The following is an 18,732-nucleotide window of genomic DNA, read 5'->3' on the forward strand; positions in this document are numbered from 1 at the left end:
GGGCAGGAGGCTTGCCATGATGGGACGCAGATCGCTCCTGCGGATTGCATATCATCTCGTGCATCCGCATGTGAGTGAAGAGGAAATGCCCCACGAAGAGTGGGACATGGCAGTAGCCATCGCGCAAGATCGGCGTGATCGTCGGTGGCCGCTCAACGAACGCACTGACGCGCTCTGGGCTCCGGTGCGGGATGCGATTCTCAACGTTCCGCGTCCCGACCACGTTTCCGAAATGACGTACCGCCTCTTCCATGAAGTGGTTCGTGACATCGAGTAGTTCTCCTGCGCGCTGACAGACTTATTCTGCGAGCGCGCTTCCTTGGAGGGTTGGCCGAGTGGTTTAAGGCGCACGCTTGGAAAGCGTGTGGGCGCAAGCCCTCACAGGTTCGAATCCTGTACCCTCCGCATATGTACATCAGTATGCCGTTTGGCGTACTGATGTACATGGGTATATGTATGGTGCGGGATTCGAATGCCGGAGCGATGTGTTGCCAGCTGGCAACACCGCGAGGCGGTGCCTAGCCCGAGTCGAGCGACGGCGAGACGAAAGGCGAAGGAGAATCCTGTACCCTCCGCACATATGGCAGATTCTTTTTTCGATAAACCATTTGCGATCACTGACGTTGAAACAACGGGCCTTGATGTGCGTCGTCATGAAATCATCGAAATCGGTCTTGTAGTCGTCGACCAGAAAACATTTAAAGTGCTCGACGAACTTGATCTCAAGGTCCAGCCAGCGCATATTGAAACCGCAGAGGCGGGTGCGCTAAAGGTAAACGGTTATGTGCCAGAGCAGTGGACGAATGCCGTGCCCCTTGCCGATGCTATGAAACAATATAGCGCGAAAACGCGCGATGCAATTTTTTGCGCATGGAATATCACTTTTGACTGGCAGTTTATTGAAGAAGCCTTCCGTTCTACTGGAGTGCGTGATCTACTCGATTATCATCGCATTGATATTCCAAGTATCGCATGGGAAAAAATGCGCCATAAAAACAGTGTAAAATTTCGACTGAGTAGCCTTGCGGAAGAGCTTGGTATCCCGCCAGAGCCAGAAGTTCACCGCGCTATTAATGGCGCACGCCTCGCCGCGGACGTGTTCCGCAAGCTTCTGATCCCGCAGGACTCTCTGCTTTGACGCGCTTGAAGGGATCATTCATACTATACACACTATGGCTGACTCAGATATCAAAAAAGATGATGCGGGCGAACAGACTGAGCGCGTACTTCCCGAAGCCGAACTTACCAATCCAGTTGTGCCCGAAGCTGTTGAAGAGGATAAGACACAAGAATATCAGGTTGGCGGATTTGAGCATGATTCCGAGAGCACTATCAACGTTCCCAGTGTTGAGAAATTTCATGACGGAGAGATCGTAGAAATTACGGATCCAGAGATTCTCGCTACAGGTGACAACGATGGTCAGTGGCGTGTCATTGGGTATGAGCGTGACGCTCGCGGTATTCCCGTGCTTTCTGAAGATCCAAGCGAAAGTGATGCTGAAAAAAAGAAAAAGTTCGTTGTACTTATCGAAGAAGTGGTCGGGGGAAGAACGACAAAAGTATTTGAAACCGACATTAAGCGCATCGGCGAAGGCTCTGTTTTTGAGGACATTGTTTCTTTGCCAGAAAAGATGGAGGGTAGAGAAGTTATCATCAAAAATATTCCTTGGCGTATTGTGAAAGTTGCGGGAGAGGCACAAGGAGGAAAGATAGGAGAGGGGGTTTATATCGTCTTACGCAACGATCAGCTCGGCGTTGAAATGCAGCCCATCTCACTTGAAAAACTTGCCGCGATTACCGAAGAAGTTGTGCCCAAGTAATGAGATTGCTTTTGCTTTATTTCGTGGTACACTATATCTAACCCAGTGTCACCAAGGAGGCGAAGCCGTTCGCACTCCTTTTCTGCGTCTTTGGCGCTCTGGGTGGGAGGGAATGCCCAATGCCAGACCATGTTGCCGAAATTAAATCACGACTCGACATTGTCGACGTGATTACTGGATATATCCAGATTCAGCGCTCTGGCGTCAATTTCAAAGCGCGTTGTCCGTTTCACAACGAAAAGACCCCATCATTTTATATTTCTCCCGAGCGCCAATCATGGCACTGCTTCGGGTGTTCAAAAGGGGGCGACATGTTTTCGTTTGTGCAGGATATCGAGGGAGTGGAATTTCCCGAAGCGCTCCGCATGCTTGCGCAGAAGGCGGGCGTTACGCTCGAGTATACACAGCATAAATTACATTCCGAGAAGACGCGCCTCTTAGATATTCACGAGCGCGCCACAAAGTTCTTTGAAGCACAACTCTGGAATGGAAATGCGGGCGCTCGTGCGCTTGCATATCTCCGTGACCGCGGGCTTACTGACGATACCATCCGTACGTTTCGCATCGGGTACGCGCCAAACGACTGGCATGCACTCTCGACCTATCTCACTTCATGTGGGTATACGCGTCAGGAGATTATCGCAAGTGGCGTGGCCGTACCAAAAGACGGTCGCTCCTATGATCGTTTTCGGGGGCGTATTATGTTCCCGATTGCTGATGTGAATGGTCGAGTTATTGCATTTACTGCACGCGTGCTCCCAGGCACTGATGACGTCGGTGCAAAATACATCAATACGCCGCAGACGGCTCTCTATGACAAGGGCTCCGTGCTCTTTGGCCTTGATAAGGCGCGCCTGGCTATCCGTCACGAAGGTTCATGTGTGCTGGTAGAGGGGAACATGGACGTGATCATGTCGCACCAAGCTGGTGCTATGAACACGGTTGCAACTTCCGGCACTGCGCTGACTCCACAGCAACTCAAGCTCATTCACCGCTACACGCAGACTATCGATTTCTGCTTCGATGCAGATCAGGCGGGCGAGCAGGCTTTACGTCGTGGTATTGGACTTGCTCTCGCGCAAGAGTTCACTGTCCGCGCCCTTCGTTTGAGTGGCGAGCACATGAAAGACCCCGCGGATTACGTGCGGGAACATGGCAATGAAGCGTGGCTGGCTATCGCAAAGGATGCGCAGCCGATCATGGATTTCTACATTGCCCGTGCAGAGGCGACGTTACCGCTCGGAAGCGCTGACGGTAAAAAACAAGCACTCTCTTTGCTCGGCCCGATGATTCGTCGTATGACGAGTCGCGTGGAGCAAGATCACTGGACGAAGCGCGTTGCGCAACTGGTTCGTAGTGATGAAGCTGCGGTGCGCGCTGACCTTGCCACTATTCGAGATGATCTTGAAGAGTATGCGCGCCCTGAGGTCCCCACTGTTCCTGCGGCAGCTCCGGCAACGCTTCGCGGCAGTGCGCTTGATGATGCACTACTCACGTTTGCCTTTGTGCATCCTGCGGTGGTGGCGGCCGAGGAACCGATGCTTACGAAAGCAACCATTGATCCTGTACTGCGCGACGCGCTCCTTGCTATCGCGCGTAGTACACCGGAATCACTGCGTGCGCCGGAAGCATTTACGCTCATTGATCCAGAGTCTCGTTTCTCTCTCGATGCGCTGTACATGCGCGCGCATGAGGTGTGGAGTGGCGTGAGTGAACGGGAGCTCTCATTCTTCTTCCGCACTATGCTTGCTCGTGCACATACCGAACTTGTCCGATCTCAGCTTCGCGATCTTGAATCCGCAATCCGTGATGCCGAGGCGCGCAAGGACGTCCAGGAGGTAACACTTCTCGCCGGCCGTGCCGCAACGCTCACGCAGCAACTTGCTTTGTTTTCCGTTTAATTTTTTGTATGCCAACACCAAAAAAGAAAAAGAAGGTTACCGTGTCGCGCCGTGCGTCCGCGAAGTCTCGCGCACGAAAACCCGCGCGTGGAGTATCTGCTCGTCGCGTGGTGAAGAAAAAGAAGAGCGTCGCACGCACTCCTCGTAAGAAGCCAGAGGTCATGAGCGAGAGCGCAACACTTGCGCTCATTGAGCGCGGCAAGACGCGTGGCTTTGTCACGCAAGCAGAGATTTTGAGCGCCTTCCCCACTATTGAACAAGACATTATTGGACTTGAAGCGCTCTATGAGCGACTTGAGGGAGAAAATATCACCGTCATTGAATCGGTAAGTGTCTTTGAAGAAACGGCAGCAAAAGAATACGAACAGAAAAAGAAGATTGAAGATGAGTTTAGTGAAGGCTCATCTTCTGATTCAGTGCAGATGTATCTACGCGAGATTGGCAAATACCCACTTCTTAAGGGCGAGGAAGAGATAGAGCTTGCCAAGCGCATTGAACGTAACGATGAATCGGCACGCCAGAAGCTCGCACTCTCAAACCTTCGTCTCGTCGTTTCTATCGCAAAGAAATACGTGGGCCGCTCCGCAAACCTCTCACTTCTAGACCTCATTCAAGAAGGGAACATCGGCCTCTTTAAAGCGGTGGAGAAATTTGATTTCCGCAAAGGGTTTAAATTCTCTACGTATGCGACATGGTGGATCCGCCAAGCGATCACCCGCGCGCTTGCAGATCAGGCGCGTACTATTCGTATCCCTGTGCACATGGTGGAAACCATCAACAAATATCAGCAGGTGGTGCGCCGACTGGTGCAAGAACTTGGCCGTGATCCACTGCCAGAAGAAGTTGCTGCAGAAATGGACATGGACGTAGATAAAGTGCGTCACATTATCAAAATCTCCCAAGACACCATCTCACTGGAAACGCCTGTGGGTGATGGTAAAGATGAAGATAGCCACTTAGAGGACTTCATCCCAGATGAGAATGCGCTCGGGCCAGATGTATCTGCGGGGCGTAAGATCCTCAAGAAGTATATTGATGAGATTATCGGGGATCTCTCACAGCGTGAGCAAAAGATTCTCGACATGCGTTTTGGTCTCACGGACGGCGTCACCCACACCTTGGAAGAGGTGGGGAAGGTGTTTAATGTGACGCGTGAACGCATTCGTCAGATTGAAGCAAAGGCACTGGAAAAGATCCGTCAGCATGAGAATGTTGAGCGTCTGAAGGGGTACTAGGTTGCTTTTTGGGGCTATCCTCAATATACTTGGTTGCGATAGGGTTCTCGGGCATAGGGTTTTGTGGTATACTACAGTGTATATGCCAGATGTGAGAACCTATCGCGATCGAGCTGAATATCTCAAAAAAGCCGTTGCCGCTCGAAGGCGCAAGCTTCGAGCGCTCATCGTGGCATATAGGGGTGGCAAGTGCGTGTTTTGTGGGTATAAGCGATCGATCTGGGCGCTTGATCTTCATCACGTAGTCGCGCACCAGAAAGAGTTCGGGCTTTCAGCTCGAGGGCTCACGCGATCTTTGGAAAAGATCAAGGCGGAAGCCGATAAATGTATTCTGGTGTGTGCAAATTGTCACCGAGAAATACACGCAAAGGTAAGGAAACTTCCAAGCACTTATACAAAAAATATTCCGCGGTAGCTCAATGGTAGAGCGTCTCGCTGTGAGATAAACGCAGCTTTGCGTCGAAAGGCGCACTGAAACTTTCTGGGATAACGGTGAAGCCCCTTCGTTTTTTTACGAGAGGTAATACCGTGGGAACCCCGCCTTGGCGGGGGCGCCGTAGAGACTAGATACCAGAACGCCTGTGTCGCATGCGCGATATGGCGAAGATATAGTCCACGCCGGTATGAAAATACCGGAATTCGTGTAACGAGAGGGTTGTAGGTTCGAGTCCTACCCGCGGAGCCAAATCAAAACACCGCATCTTCTGCGGTGTTTTGATTTAATCCCCTGGTGGACGTTAGAACTTAAAAATGATTAAATTGAATAAATAGTAAGTAGTCTCATGGCGTACAATATGAGTTTAGAGCAAATACCAAATCAAGCACCTAAGCAGGAAATAAAAGTTCAACCTAAAATAGAAGTTGAACCAAATTTTGATGGTTTCGTTCCAGATGAATTTAAAAACGACCCCCTAAAATATTTTGAAGAGAAGGGCACTAACATAAAGCCTGGAGAAACAAAATATGATGAAACTGGTCGGGTCCGCGAAGATCCAACCGCTGTAAAAGATTTACCAGTTTGGAAGAATAAAGAAGGAGTTGAGCTACATACAGTTGGAAAAAGAGTGAACAAAGAGAAGGGCAAGATTGGTGAGATTAGGGATCCGTTTTATGAATATAAAGTTATGGAAATTATTCAAGAATTAGGTTTGCCATGTCCTAGGCCAGTTGCAAGGGTAGAACAAGGAGGCAATAACCTTATCGTGATGGAACGAGTTCATGGTATCCGTTGGCCAGATAAAGATAGTCTACATCTTAATGAGAAAGGATATTCTGCTGAAGATATTCAGGGCTTGATCAGCCAGGCAGAGGTCATGGTAAGGGAATTGCATAGAAAATTCGAAGACGCTGGTATTTCAAGAGATTGGAAATTAAAAGATATGCTTTTTGATATTGACATAGAAAATAAGAAAATTAATTCCATTGTTCCTACAGATTGGGAAAGAACCACAATAAACCAAGAAAAATTGGCACAGGCCAGAGCATTGAAGCGACAAACTAAATTAGATACCGAAGGACCCTAAATCCGGGACATGGATATATCCATTATGCTTTTGCAAAATAGTTCTAACGTTGTTCACGGTTCGGAGCAAGGAATAGAAAAATAAGCTATTATAAACGATAGCCTATGCTGTCCCCCAGAATCCAATTCGTTGTTCGATTTATTATCGCTGGGTTTTTGTTTCTTGCTATAACAACTTCACTGCTAGGGTCTACCGGTGTGCGAGGGTTTCCAAAGTATCCAGACTCTCTGTTAAGAACTGGCGTCGATTCACCATTTGCCTGGAAGCGCACGGTAGCTACGGTGATTCTGCCAATCAAAATTGTTCTTATAGGCCCGCTCTCTCTGGAGTCTGTCGATCTTTTAAAAGATGATCCGCCACCTCCCTTTATTGCGATATATCTTATCTGCTACTGGACGATTCTTGCCTCAGGCATTTATGCTGTGTCTCATAGCATAAAACAGAGCTAGCATAATCGCATTGGAAATTACGAGAAAAAATATCGCAACCGGCGTGGCGCATAAGGTGCCCGAAGATCTCCGGGCCGCTCTCTTAGTGTCTGAAGCTGTGCAGGCTGCTTGGAATAGCATTACTCCACTTGCTCGCAACGAGTGGATTTGCTGGGTTATTTCAGTAAAAAAATCGGAGACGCGACGTGACCACATCAGGCGCACATGTGAGGACCTTGCGAAGGGAAAGCGGCGGCCATGCTGTTGGGCAGGGTGCCCACATCGATAAGCCCCCCCACGGCATTTCTCTAGGCATTTTTATAAAAATACGGTATTCTTGATTTCTATGCCAAAACGACATGGAGGATTGGGTAAGAGCCGCGTGAAAAACAAGCCACGCTCGCGCAAAACTGCAAAGCGCTTGGCGAAGAAGCACGCACTTCTTGCCGCACGAAAGGCGAAGTAAGATTTTGAGTCCGCACACTGGCCGCGCACCGCGCGGCTTTTGTGTGCGCATGAGTTGTTTGATGGTATACTAAAATCATCATGTTACGCTCACACTCTTTTCTAAGACTTGTTATCGCTATCGGTGCTTCGCAGCTCGCGGGTATCCTGGGCTCGTTCTTTACTATGAGCGCCATACCGGAATGGTACCGGTATCTTCTCAAGCCCGCCATTGCCCCGCCAAATTGGGTGTTCGGTCTCGTGTGGACCACCCTATTCATTTTGATGGGTGTTGCGGCATGGCTTGTGTGGGAACGGGGAGCGCGTCGTCGTGACGTGCGTATAGCCCTCGGCCTTTTTCTTATCCAGCTTGGCCTGAATACGCTCTGGTCGGTTGTATTCTTTGGGCTTCAAAATCCCGGGGCTGCTTTCGTGGAAATCCTCATACTCATCATTGCTATTCTCGCAACAATGCGGGCTTTTTATCCCATTTCCCGTCTTGCTGCGCTGTTGCTGGCGCCCTATATCGCATGGGTGAGCTTTGCCGCCTATATTACTTGGAGCATTTATCAACTGAACACCCCGTTGACATAAATACCCCCCGGGGGGTATGCTTGGGGTATGAAATACATGGACGAAAGTGCTAAGGCTCGCGTAGTGCGGCGCCTTAAGCTTTTGGAAGGGCAGGTGCGAGGGTTGCAAAAAATGATCGTGCAGGACACTTACTGCATCGATGTTATTACTCAGACCTCTGCAGTAAAGCAGGGGCTTTCGAATGTTGAAGATCTGCTACTTGAGAACCATCTTGACCATTGCGTACATCATCAGATGCAATCAGGCCAGGCAAAGAAGGCAAAAGAGGAAATTATAAAAGTATATAAACTGAAAAGAAAATAATATGACGCATACACAAACCTATAATGTGAAAGGAATGCACTGCGCCTCGTGCTCATCGGTGATTGAGAAAGCGGTCCGCAAGGTTCCCGGCGTTGAGTCGGTTGCAGTAAATTTTGGCACCGAGAAGGCAAAGATTTCTTTTGATCCATCAAAAACAAACCCGCACGATGTTTCGAAGCATATTGAGCCACTCGGCTATTCTTTAGAAGTTCCTTCTTCTGCAGAAGAAATGGGCATGTCTGAGAGCGAGCATGCCGCACACACAGGTATCAATCAGTCAAAAAAAGAAAAACTTGCGGAAGTCGCCGATATGCGGACGAAGGTACTCTCTGCTGGCCCAATAGCGCTTTTTGCGGCATTTGTTATGGGTTGGGATATATTAGCCCAATACGGTCGCGTTAGCGCTATGGGTGATGTGCTGGGGGAGTTCGTTCATCATCTTCTCCCCGTGATGGCGACGTACATTCTCTTTGTAGTGGGGAAACCATATCTCCTTGGCGTTTATCGGTTCGTTCGCTTTGGTAAAGCGAACATGGACACGCTTATTGGCATTGGGACAGTGACCGCATTTTTATATAGCTTTGCGGTCAGCGCCTTTGAAGATGTGCTGCGGCCGTTCGTGAACGTTGAGCATCAATACTATGATGTGACTATTGTCGTTATTACATTTATTGCTCTTGGGAAATATTTAGAAGCGAGGTCAAAAATAAAGACGGGTGATGCTATTGAAAAGCTCCTCAATCTACAGGCAAAAACTGCACTCGTTATGAGGGATGGTAAAGAGGTCGAAGTCTCTGTCAACGATGTTCGTCACGGCGATTTTATTATCGTGAAACCCGGAGCGAAGATTCCAGTAGACGGAGTCGTCACAGAAGGCAGCTCATTTGTCGACGAGTCCATGGTCACCGGTGAACCGATGCCCGTTCAAAAGCAGGGCGGTGATAGTGTGGTTTCCGGGACTCTCAATACGAGCGGCTCATTCGTATTTCGAGCAACAAAAGTTGGATCCGAGACGCTCTTGGCTCAAATTATCAAAATGGTGGAAGATGCCCAAGGTAGTCGAGCTCCTATCCAGGCGCTTGCCGACAAGATTTCCGCGGTGTTTGTTCCCATTGTTCTCCTGATAGCATTCCTGACTTTGGCGATTTGGCTTATGGTCGGGTCTCAATATATGGGATTTTCGCAGGCGCTTTCATTTGGACTCGTCTCTTTCGTTGGTATTCTAGTTATTGCCTGCCCATGTGCTCTTGGGCTTGCTACCCCAACGGCGATTATTGTTGGCGTTGGTAAGGGGGCGAAGGAGGGAATTCTTGTTAAGGACGCGGCGACCCTTGAGAAATTGCATCAAGTGAATACGGTGGTTGTCGATAAAACAGGCACCATCACCAAGGGAAAGCCTACACTTGTTGATGTTATTAATCTTTCCCGTATGTCAGATGATGAGCTTGTTGCTGTCGTTGCTTCGCTAGAAAAGAAGTCCGAACATCCCATCGCCCATGCAATTACTCAGTATGCCCATGAGAATGCTCTAAACATGCTGGAAGTGGGCGGATTTTCGATCGTGGAAGGAAAGGGGCTTCGCGGGACCATAAATGCCGTTGAATATTTTGTTGGGAATACGAAGCTTGTAGGCGACCTAGGACTCACATTTGACGCTACGGCGCTGGATCGCTTTACCTCTCAAGGAAAGACACCGGTTATTCTTGCGACGCGCGACGCAGTACTCGGTTTCGTGATGGTTGCTGATGAAATAAAGCCTGAGGCTCAACGGGCGATCGCCGATCTTCACCAACTCGGTATCGATGTTGTGATGCTCACGGGAGACGATGAAAAGACGGCGCAATATATCGCCTCTCTTGTTGGCATCGATGATGTGATCGCACAAGTACTTCCCCATGATAAGCTGGAAAAAATCCGTACACTGCAATCACGGGGTCGCATCGTGGCCATGGCTGGCGATGGCGTCAACGATGCTCCGGCGCTGGCACAGGCAGATGTTGGTATCGCGATGGGCACGGGAACCGATGTCGCTATAGAGTCAGCCGGTATTACGTTATTGGGTGGAGACATCTCCAAACTTGTGAAGGCGGTGAAGCTTTCTAAAATCACGATGCGAGGCATTAAACAGAATCTTTTCTGGGCTTTCATTTACAACGTGGTTGGCATACCTTTGGCAGCTGGCGTGTTCTATCCATTTTTTGGGTGGATGTTAAACCCCGCATTTGCTGGATTCGCGATGGCGATGTCTTCAGTGTCTGTTGTGTCAAATTCGTTGCGTATAAAATCTAAAAATATATAACCATGCATACGTATACATTTCATGTTTCTGGTACGCACTGTGCTTCGTGTAAAATCTTCATTGAGGATACATTAAGCGAACTAGACTTTGTGTCTCGAGTTCATGTGGATCTTGGGAAAGAAACGGTACTCGTTGAAGCATCTACCACTTTGGGCCCCGATGGCCTTGCGAACCTCCTTACTCAAAAGGTCGCATCACATGGATACGCACTCTCTGTGGAGCGCGCGGTGAGGGTAACGCAGAGCGGTGATCCTCTGTGGAAGGCTTTGGGAGTCGGTTTTTCCTTCCTATTCCTTTTTGTTCTTCTTCAAAAATCGGGGATATTGAACTTTGGCTTTGGTGGGGCGATAACGCCAACGACCAGTTTTCTCATCGGGCTTATTGCGTCTGTTTCAAGCTGCTTGGCGGTGGTCGGGGGCCTCGTTTTGTCATTGTCTGCAAAGATATCCCAAGATAACGTAAGCGATACAAAAACTTTCACCCTATTTCATATCGGTCGAGTCATAGGCTTTGCCATGCTCGGCGGCGTCCTTGGGGCAGTCGGCGGCGTCCTTGGTGTTAATTTTACGGTAACCGCGATATTGGGCATCGTCGCGTCACTCGTTATGATTTCGCTGGGGCTCAATCTTCTCGGAGTGCTCTCCAAGAACAAGCTTACACTGTCGCCGGGCATTTTTAGTTTTTTCAAAAATATAGAGCACACAACGCTTGCCCCATTAGCCCTTGGTCTTGCGACGTTCTTTCTGCCGTGTGGGTTTACTCAGGCGATGCAAATTTCTGCGCTGAGTAGTGGATCATTCACATCCGGCATGTCGATTATGTTTATGTTTGCTCTCGGTACGCTTCCAGTGCTTGCGCTTCTCTCATTCGGATCAGCATCATTAGCGCATGGGAAATACTCATCCTTGTTCTTTAAATCAGCGGGAGTTGTTGTTGTTGGCCTTGGCCTCCTCTCTCTCCTTGCTGGACTTGCGGCGCTTGGTATTATTAATCCTCTCTTCACTATATAACCATGCGCATACCCACGACACTCTCGATTGTTTTAGGAACCGTACTCGTCGTCGCCGCTGGCGTCGGATCGCTTGTGCTCCTGAAAAATATTCTCGAACCCAAAGAGGCGGTATCTGAGCAAAATGTGGAAATACGAGACGGTATCCAGTACGTCACCATCAAAGCACGTGGCGGGTATTCTCCGAGACAGTCGCGCGCGCAAGCAAACATACCCACGCGGCTCATCGTCAAGACTAACGGCACATATGATTGCTCTCTCGCGCTCGTGATTCGCTCAATCGGTTATCAGAAGATTTTATCCCAGACTGGTGAAGAGGTGATTGATCTGGGCAATCCATCCCCGGGAACGCTTCAAGGGCTCTGTAGTATGGGCATGTATAGTTTCGCTATTGCCTTCGAGTGACGCGCTGCGTTTCTATGGCGATTGCAAAATGTGGTAAGGTGGTGGCATGCGTACCGTTGTGGTGCACGACAAAATGCAGGATGGCTATACCTATGAGTGTACAGCGCCCATGGGTAAGAATTTTGACCCAGAGTTTACTCCAGATCTTACTCCGAAAGAAATGCTCGCGCTGGGAGTTTTTGGAGGGAAATACATGACCGATTGTCGTGATGAGTTCCCGGCAGATTGGTTTACGCATGCCAAGCTCTCTCCACCGGGGCATAACGCCGCACTCAATTTTTTTGGCGCGCGTGCGAGCCAATCGCTCTCAGTGTGGGTGAAGAAGGGCTGGATCTATCCTGAAGATCCGCGCGGATGGTTTCAGTGGTACTGTCGCTACTATATGGGCAGGCGCATCCCCGAAGAAGATGCGCGACAAATTAAGCGCTGGAAGGCAATTCGGCGTCACGTTGCACAAGTACGCAAGAACTGCAAGGCGGGAGATGTCACGTGTCGTCCTAAGCAACGCCAGGCACTGCTACATTGGGCATACGATAGTCGCACGTTATAATAATGCAGCATGCGGAAAAGACTTATCATCGCTGGTGGCATATGTATTGCCGTGGCCGCGCTTATCTGGGCCGCGCTTTTTGTACTGCGTTTTCCGGAAACGCACCCTGACGCCACATTACGCATTGCAGAGCGCATAGATGCTTTTTTATTTCGCATCACATTTCCTCTGAAGCTTGCGCGTTTAAGCATGGAAGAGCCTGATGCGGTGTTAGTAATGCCCGTGTACGGCGTTTCAGTGCGGCAGGTGAGCGACACATGGGGCGCTCCTCGGGGCGAAGACCGCGGGCATGAGGGACAAGATATCTTTGCTCCTCGTGGAACGCCTGTTTTTTCTGCAACGAATGGATACATTGTTCGCATACAAGAGGACAGAGAGTTGGGCGGCAATACGGTGTGGATTGCTGGTGCAGGCGGGATTCGTTATTACTATGCGCACCTTGATCGGTTCGCAGAGGGCATCGCCGTGGGGCAGTGGGTGACTACCGATTCTGTGATTGGATTTGTGGGGAATACAGGCAACGCGGTGACTACGCCCCCACACCTTCATTTGGGGATGTATCTGCGCCGTGAAGCGCTGAACCCCTTTTCTTTACTTGTAAACCGCCCGTAACGGGTGCTTGACTTTACTATTATTACGTGCTATAATTAAGGACAGGAGGTGGCATATGGTCCACAAGCCGACCCGCCGTACCCCCGCGTGCATCACGCGGGGCACGCACCGGGAGGTCCCCGCGGCCCCCTGGCTCCGCCCCAGCGAGAAGCTGGGCGCCTGGAGCCCCGAACACGGGTTGCCCAAGGAGTACCGCTAGCGCGGTACCCGAGGACAACCCCAGCCCCCGCAAGCGATTGCGGGGGCGCTCTTTTTTCATTGCTTTTTTAGGGCGCCATGCTAGAGTAAAATCTCATGCGGTACTTGCCTTCCGTTAAGGTGCAGGTTGCTGTACTTCTTGTTTTTGTCTGCGCACTCTACGCGCAGACGCTTCGTTTTGATTTTGTCCATTTTGATGAAGATGAGCTGATTATTGATCGTCAAAGCTTCTTGCAAAGCATTGAAAATGTGCCAAAGGCATTTACTACTGATACGGCCTATCCGTTTGGTCGCTCGGTGTTCTATCGTCCCGTGCAAACACTTTCATTCATGGTGGATGCGCATATTGCGGGTGATCGCCCTCTGTGGTACCACGGCATGAATATTGCTCTCCATGCAGCCGGTACCCTTTTAGTGTTAGCCGTGTTGCGTGCGCTGAGCTTTGGTCCATGGGCAGCACTTGGGGGCGCACTTGCTTTTGCAGCACACCCCGCGCTGGTACCTGCGGTTGCATGGGTCCCTGGGCGCAATGACATTCTTGCGGCGATCCCTCTTCTCGCCAGTTTTTGGTTTTTCATCCGTTATGCGCACACCCAAAAGCGTAGCTATCTGGTAGCGCATGCACTGTTTTGGCTCTTGGCACTGGGGGCGAAAGAATTCGCCGTAGTCTTGCCGGTCGTTGCGTACGCATATGCGGTGCTGGTGCGACGCTGGCACTGGCGTACATCATTTACGCTCTCTGAGGCGGCTGTGTGGCTTGGAGGCTGGGTGCTCTATGCTGTCGCGCGCACGATAGCTCTTGCCAACGTCCAGACGCTTTCGTTCACTGAGGCATTTCTGTCAGTCGTACGTTCGAGTGGAGCATTTCTAGAATACATCACCAAAGCGGTGGTGCCTGTTCGGTTGGCGCTTATGCCGACGGGCGATCTGACAAACATGATTATTGGTGGGGTACTTGCGCTAGGCGCCCTGATTACCATTATCGCATTTCGAAAAAAGACTCAGCTCGCTCAATTCGGTTTTGTGTGGTTCGTGCTTTTCCTCCTTCCATCGCTTGTTACCAACGAGCCGACGGCGCGCCAGGTTTTCTTCGAGAATCGTCTCTACATGCCGATGGTGGGCATTATTATCGCGGCATTGAGCTTAGTGCGCCTTCTCCCGCGCAAGCCGCTTCTGATCGCACGCGGGGCATTAGTGGTTATTGCTATCTTTTTTGCATTCCACACGTTCCAACGTATTCCTGCATTTCAAAACAGTGAGACGTATTGGACGCTTGCTGCTGCCCAGTCGCCCAACCTTGCACGTGCGCAGGATGGGCTGGGGACAGAATTTTTCCGCAAGCGCAATGTAGGACAGGCGCTCTTCCTGCACCAGCGTGCACTTGCGCTCCATCCTGAAGCAAAGCGAGTGTGGAATAATATTGGTTCCGCATACCTTTTCATGCATAACATTCCTGCGGCACAAGATGCGTTCGCGAAAGAAATAGAGAGGAACCCTGGGTTTCCTCCCGCATATCACAACCTAGCAATCACGCTGCTATTCCAAGGGAAGGAAATCGAAGCGGAGCAACTGTGGCGCCAGGCATTAGCTATCAATCCATGGTATTCATTCGCACACCAAGGACTCGCGCTCCTCACCGCGCAGACGGGACGAATTGATGAAGCAAAAGAGCATATCCTCTTTTTAGAGCGAGCAGGCGTCCCTCTTCTTCCAGAGCTGATTCCAATTCGTGATGCGCTCTTTCCATCGCCTACGCCGTCCCCTTCACTCTAGGGGAGGATGAGCATTGCGTCTCCGAACGAGTAAAAGCGATAGCGTCGCGTGATCGCGTGCGCATAGAGGCGCATAAGCTCGTCGCGGCCTATTATTGATGCGATCAGCATCATGAGGCTCGATCGTGGTACATGAAAATTAGTGATGCATCCCGTAATGATTTGTGGCCGCTGTGGGGGGCGGAGAAAGAGGGTTGTGGTTCCTGTATGCGCGTCCCATTGTTCATTGCGCGCAATAGTCTCTAGTACGCGAATAACCGTAGTCCCAACAGCGATGATGGGGCGACCGGCATCGCGAGCTCTGCGGATGGCGTCTACTGTCGGTTGTGTTACGCGATACCACTCGCTATGGAGTGCGTTGCGTGCAATGTGTGCCTCAGTGACTGGCGCAAATGTTCCACGATTCACGTGGAGTGTCACTGAAACGACCTCATATTTTTTTCGAACTCGCTCGAGAAGCTCCGGCGTGAAGTGAAGCGAAGCAGTTGGTGCGGCTACCGAACCTCGCTCACGAGCGAACACGGTTTGGTATTCTATGCGCGCTTGGGCTTCTGAAAGGGGTGAATGCTTTATATAGGGAGGTAGCGGCGTTGTGCCGTGTGTTTCTAAAAATGAAAAAAAATCTTCAGCTGGAACAGGGAGAGAGCATATATACCCATCGGACGTTCGTTCCAAGACAGATAGAGTATGTCCGCCGCAGGAGAGGACGTCTCCAGTACTGAGCGGCTTTGGAGCCCACCACAGCGATGTTGTATCAGTGTGTGCTATATAGAGCATCGACACTGTACCACCTGTACGTTTTGTGAAGGCAACACGTGCTGGGAGCACCCGGGTATCGTTGAGTACTAGGAGAGTGTTTGCGGGGAGAGCATCAATAACATGCGCAAAGGTTGTGTCTTGTATCTCTCCCGTTTGTTTATGGTAAATAAGTAAACGCGCGGCGTCGCGTGGTGTTGTCGGCTGCTTTGCTATGAGCTCGTCTGGGAGAGTGTAGTCGTATTGCGCGAGGATATCATCAGGCATGCTCTAGTGTAGTGGTATACTGTTAAGAAGAGCAAGGCCCCTTTTAACATGCGTGTTACTATTATTGGTACTGGAGAATTGGGAAGCGCAATCGCTCATGCAGTGCGCGTGGGCGGCCATACGCTTTCACTTTGGGATGCGGCCCCAACAAAGCCGCGCACTCATGCAACGTGCGAAGAAGCGCTTGCTGCAGCTGAGCTTGTCTACGTGTGTGTTCCTTCGGGAGGACTCCGTAGCGCGCTTGAAACGATCGAATCGTGCATACCAGAGGCGGCTTCTGTATGTGTTGCTACAAAAGGCATCGATGGTGGGCGCCGACCTGATGAGTGGGCAGCGCACGTGTTAGGTGATCGGCGTGCGTGGGGGATCTTAGGTGGTGCGTGCATCGCCGAAGAAGTGCGCGCGAGCATGCCAACGATGCTCGTGGTGGGGAGTGATGAAGAGCGCGTGGCGCACGCCGTTGGCGCATCTCTCTCTCATGCGGGTATTACTGTTTCGTGGACGGCGCATAGTGACATCGTGGCCCGTCGCAACGCGCTCAAAAATGTGTACGCGATTGGCATTAGCGCCGTGCGCGCGTGTGCGGGATGGAATGCTGCTGGGCTCGCCAGCGCGTGCGCTATTGATGAGATGGAAGTCTATGCTCCGGCGCGCGCTGATCATGCGCTGTTTCGTGCAAGTGTTGCTGATTTGATCGCTACTGCGTTTAGCGGCGATACGGCGCATGCGCGCATTGGTCGTGCATTGGCGGACGGGGAAATTGTCTCGGGAGATAGCGAGGGGATCCGAGCGCTTTTGCATATGCGCGAAGATGCGCGCCGTGCACATATACGTGTGCCATTTCTTGACTGTATTGCCTCGGTATATGAAGGCGAACAGGCTGCATCGGCGCTGGTTTCTGTTGTGATTCAGGCTCACGCGTCGCGTTGACGCGAGCCCGTTTTTTTTGTACATTTTGTCTCTTATGTTCCACACTTTTCTCTCCAGAATTCGCGACTTTTTGCGCGCCGTATGGCCATGGATGAAGCTCCACCCATGGCGCTCTCTCGCTGGTGGGCTCTTTTTCCTCATCGTGCTTTCCATGCTCAGTGGGGGGAATGAAGAGAGTAATGAAGGTCTTTTAGTAGTGCAGCGCGGCGATATTGTACAAGAGGTTAGCGTGACGGGTCGTGTTGAGGCTGCCGAAGCGGTAGATCTTGCTTTTGAACGATCAGGACGCGTCGTGAGTATTCCTGTCTCTGTGGGAGACTCGGTGCGCGCTGGCCAAGTGCTGGTGCGCATGGACGGAGGCGAGCTTATTGCTCAGCGTCAGCGGGAGGTGGCAACAGTGAAAGCATCACAGGCGAAGCTCGATCAGTTGCTTGCAGGTAAGCGCACTGAAGATATCGATGTGCTCAAGACTGCGCTTGCGAACGCAGAGCGCACGCTTGCCGAAACGAAAGGATCGGGAACGTATAGCATTCTTTCCACTGCGATTCAGTCGGCATTAAATTCTTTTGAAACGTTCACTGATATTCAATATACCTACTTTGCCGGTTCGAGTGTCGACGCGGGTCCACTCGCGGATGCCAAGTCTACTGCACTGCAGATGCTGGTTGGTGAGGGAAACCTTGGACGCACGCAGGCCTGGTACTTCCTTTCTCTTACCGGTGGCTTGCGAGGTCAGATTGTCGCCGCACAGCAGAGTAGTGATGTGACAATGTATCTTGAGCCAGTGCAACGTGCTGTGGAGGCGACGCAGCGCGCCCTGCAGCTTATGCAAGGGCGCCTCTCAAGCGCGCCAGATGTGACTTCAACGGATCGCGCACTCATTACGACCGAGCTCGAAGCAATCGCTGCGCAACTGAAGCTTGTGACAACCCAGCGCCAGTCCGTTGTTGCCGCAGAGAATGCTGTGCGCGATGCGCGTACACGCCTTACCCAAGGCGAGGCTCCCGCAGAATCTTTTGATGTGCAAGTGGCGCGCGCTCAATTGGAGCAGGCACAAGCCAACTTGGCACTCGTTGAAGCCCAGCTGAGCAAGTTCACGCTCGTTGCCCCATTTTCAGGCACCATCACATCTGTTGATGTTGAGCGTGGTCAGATTGTACAACCTCAAACGTCCGCAGTTTCACTCATTAGCGATGCACGCCTTGAAATCGAGGCTGCAATTTCCGAGGCTGATATCACGAAGGTGCAGATTGGAGATGTGGCGCGCGTGGTTCTCGATGCATATGGCCAAGAGCGGCAGATCACTGCTCGTGTCGTGCATATTGATCCAGCCGCACAAGTTTTGGAAGGTGTCGCAACCTATCGCGTTACCCTGCAGTTCGACGAACAACATGACGATATCCTGCCGGGCCTTACTGCAGATCTTGATATCCAGACAGATGCACGTTCTGGTGTTCTTTTTGTGCCAACGCGCGATATTATTACGAAAGACGGCGTAAAGATGGTGCGCGTGCGCGTATCCGGTGACGTTTCGGAACGGTTCGCAGCGCTCACGCTTTCTGAAGAGCGCGGTGATGCGCGCATATTTGAAGTCCCGATCACTACTGGGCTCCGCGGCTCTGATGGCCGCACCGAAGTGCTGTCGGGTCTTGAAGAGGGAGACGTTATGCTCACTGATTAAACCAC

The 18,732-nt window shown here is 51.0% G+C and carries 18 protein-coding genes and 1 tRNA gene; 18 read left to right on the plus strand and 1 reads right to left on the minus strand.

The window, feature by feature from the left end; all coding sequences use genetic code 11:
- Positions 1-16 precede the first annotated feature (16 nt).
- The 16 genes from QY311_03075 to QY311_03150 all read left to right on the plus strand — a co-directional run bounded on the left by QY311_03075 (position 17) and on the right by QY311_03150 (position 15,094).
- Positions 17-277, plus strand: coding sequence for a hypothetical protein (locus tag QY311_03075; protein WKZ27087.1), 261 nt, complete (start codon positions 17-19; stop codon positions 275-277).
- 44 nt (positions 278-321) lie between these two features.
- A tRNA-Ser gene (locus QY311_03080) sits at positions 322-405 on the plus strand.
- 175 nt (positions 406-580) lie between these two features.
- Entirely contained in the window at positions 581-1,138 is a 558-nt protein-coding gene (locus QY311_03085) for a 3'-5' exonuclease (GenBank protein ID WKZ27088.1), read from the plus strand.
- 34 nt (positions 1,139-1,172) lie between these two features.
- Positions 1,173-1,820: a hypothetical protein gene (locus QY311_03090; GenBank protein ID WKZ27089.1), complete on the plus strand. Its 648-nt coding sequence runs from the start codon at positions 1,173-1,175 to the stop codon at positions 1,818-1,820.
- 119 nt (positions 1,821-1,939) lie between these two features.
- Positions 1,940-3,721 carry a DNA primase gene (gene dnaG, locus QY311_03095; protein ID WKZ27090.1) on the plus strand — a complete coding sequence of 594 codons (1,782 nt, stop codon included), beginning with the start codon at positions 1,940-1,942 and terminating at the stop codon, positions 3,719-3,721.
- A 161-nt stretch (positions 3,722-3,882) separates the two neighbouring features.
- Positions 3,883-4,956 carry a sigma-70 family RNA polymerase sigma factor gene (locus QY311_03100; GenBank protein ID WKZ27433.1) on the plus strand — a complete coding sequence of 358 codons (1,074 nt, stop codon included), beginning with the start codon at positions 3,883-3,885 and terminating at the stop codon, positions 4,954-4,956.
- 794 nt (positions 4,957-5,750) lie between these two features.
- Positions 5,751-6,479, plus strand: coding sequence for a hypothetical protein (locus tag QY311_03105; protein WKZ27091.1), 729 nt, complete (start codon positions 5,751-5,753; stop codon positions 6,477-6,479).
- A gap of 465 nt (positions 6,480-6,944) precedes the next feature.
- Positions 6,945-7,196 (plus strand): YdeI/OmpD-associated family protein, encoded by a 252-nt coding sequence (locus QY311_03110; protein WKZ27434.1) that lies wholly within the window; start codon positions 6,945-6,947, stop codon positions 7,194-7,196.
- Between the two features lie 257 nt (positions 7,197-7,453).
- Positions 7,454-7,945 carry a TspO/MBR family protein gene (locus QY311_03115; GenBank protein WKZ27092.1) on the plus strand — a complete coding sequence of 164 codons (492 nt, stop codon included), beginning with the start codon at positions 7,454-7,456 and terminating at the stop codon, positions 7,943-7,945.
- A 27-nt stretch (positions 7,946-7,972) separates the two neighbouring features.
- A complete protein-coding gene (locus QY311_03120; GenBank protein ID WKZ27093.1) occupies positions 7,973-8,248 on the plus strand; it encodes a metal-sensitive transcriptional regulator in 276 nt (91 codons plus the stop codon).
- A 1-nt stretch (position 8,249) separates the two neighbouring features.
- Positions 8,250-10,547 (plus strand): heavy metal translocating P-type ATPase, encoded by a 2,298-nt coding sequence (locus QY311_03125; protein WKZ27094.1) that lies wholly within the window; start codon positions 8,250-8,252, stop codon positions 10,545-10,547.
- Between the two features lie 2 nt (positions 10,548-10,549).
- Positions 10,550-11,557: a sulfite exporter TauE/SafE family protein gene (locus tag QY311_03130; protein WKZ27095.1), complete on the plus strand. Its 1,008-nt coding sequence runs from the start codon at positions 10,550-10,552 to the stop codon at positions 11,555-11,557.
- Between the two features lie 2 nt (positions 11,558-11,559).
- A complete protein-coding gene (locus QY311_03135) occupies positions 11,560-11,961 on the plus strand; it encodes a cupredoxin domain-containing protein (GenBank protein WKZ27096.1) in 402 nt (133 codons plus the stop codon).
- A gap of 46 nt (positions 11,962-12,007) precedes the next feature.
- Positions 12,008-12,511, plus strand: a complete 504-nt coding sequence (locus QY311_03140; GenBank protein WKZ27097.1) for a hypothetical protein — start codon at positions 12,008-12,010, stop codon at positions 12,509-12,511.
- Between the two features lie 9 nt (positions 12,512-12,520).
- On the plus strand, positions 12,521-13,123 hold the full coding sequence (locus tag QY311_03145; protein WKZ27098.1) for a M23 family metallopeptidase: 603 nt from the start codon (positions 12,521-12,523) through the stop codon (positions 13,121-13,123).
- A gap of 294 nt (positions 13,124-13,417) precedes the next feature.
- On the plus strand, positions 13,418-15,094 hold the full coding sequence (locus QY311_03150) for a tetratricopeptide repeat protein (GenBank protein WKZ27099.1): 1,677 nt from the start codon (positions 13,418-13,420) through the stop codon (positions 15,092-15,094).
- On the opposite strand, the gene queA is transcribed toward QY311_03150, so the two are convergent.
- Positions 15,091-16,116: a tRNA preQ1(34) S-adenosylmethionine ribosyltransferase-isomerase QueA gene (gene queA / locus QY311_03155; GenBank protein WKZ27100.1), complete on the minus strand. Its 1,026-nt coding sequence runs from the start codon at positions 16,114-16,116 to the stop codon at positions 15,091-15,093. The two genes, QY311_03150 and queA, sit on opposite strands and share 4 nt — an antisense overlap.
- Before the next feature lie 48 nt (positions 16,117-16,164).
- Between queA and QY311_03160 the strand changes: the two genes are divergently transcribed.
- Positions 16,165-17,046 (plus strand): hypothetical protein, encoded by an 882-nt coding sequence (locus tag QY311_03160; GenBank protein ID WKZ27101.1) that lies wholly within the window; start codon positions 16,165-16,167, stop codon positions 17,044-17,046.
- A gap of 34 nt (positions 17,047-17,080) precedes the next feature.
- Complete coding sequence (locus tag QY311_03165) at positions 17,081-18,727, plus strand: efflux RND transporter periplasmic adaptor subunit (GenBank protein ID WKZ27102.1); 1,647 nt, start codon at positions 17,081-17,083, stop codon at positions 18,725-18,727.
- The last annotated feature ends 5 nt before the right edge of the window (positions 18,728-18,732 follow it).

The organism is Candidatus Paceibacterota bacterium, assembly GCA_030583765.1.
Taxonomy (GTDB): Bacteria; Patescibacteriota; Minisyncoccia; order 2-02-FULL-40-12; family GWA2-44-9.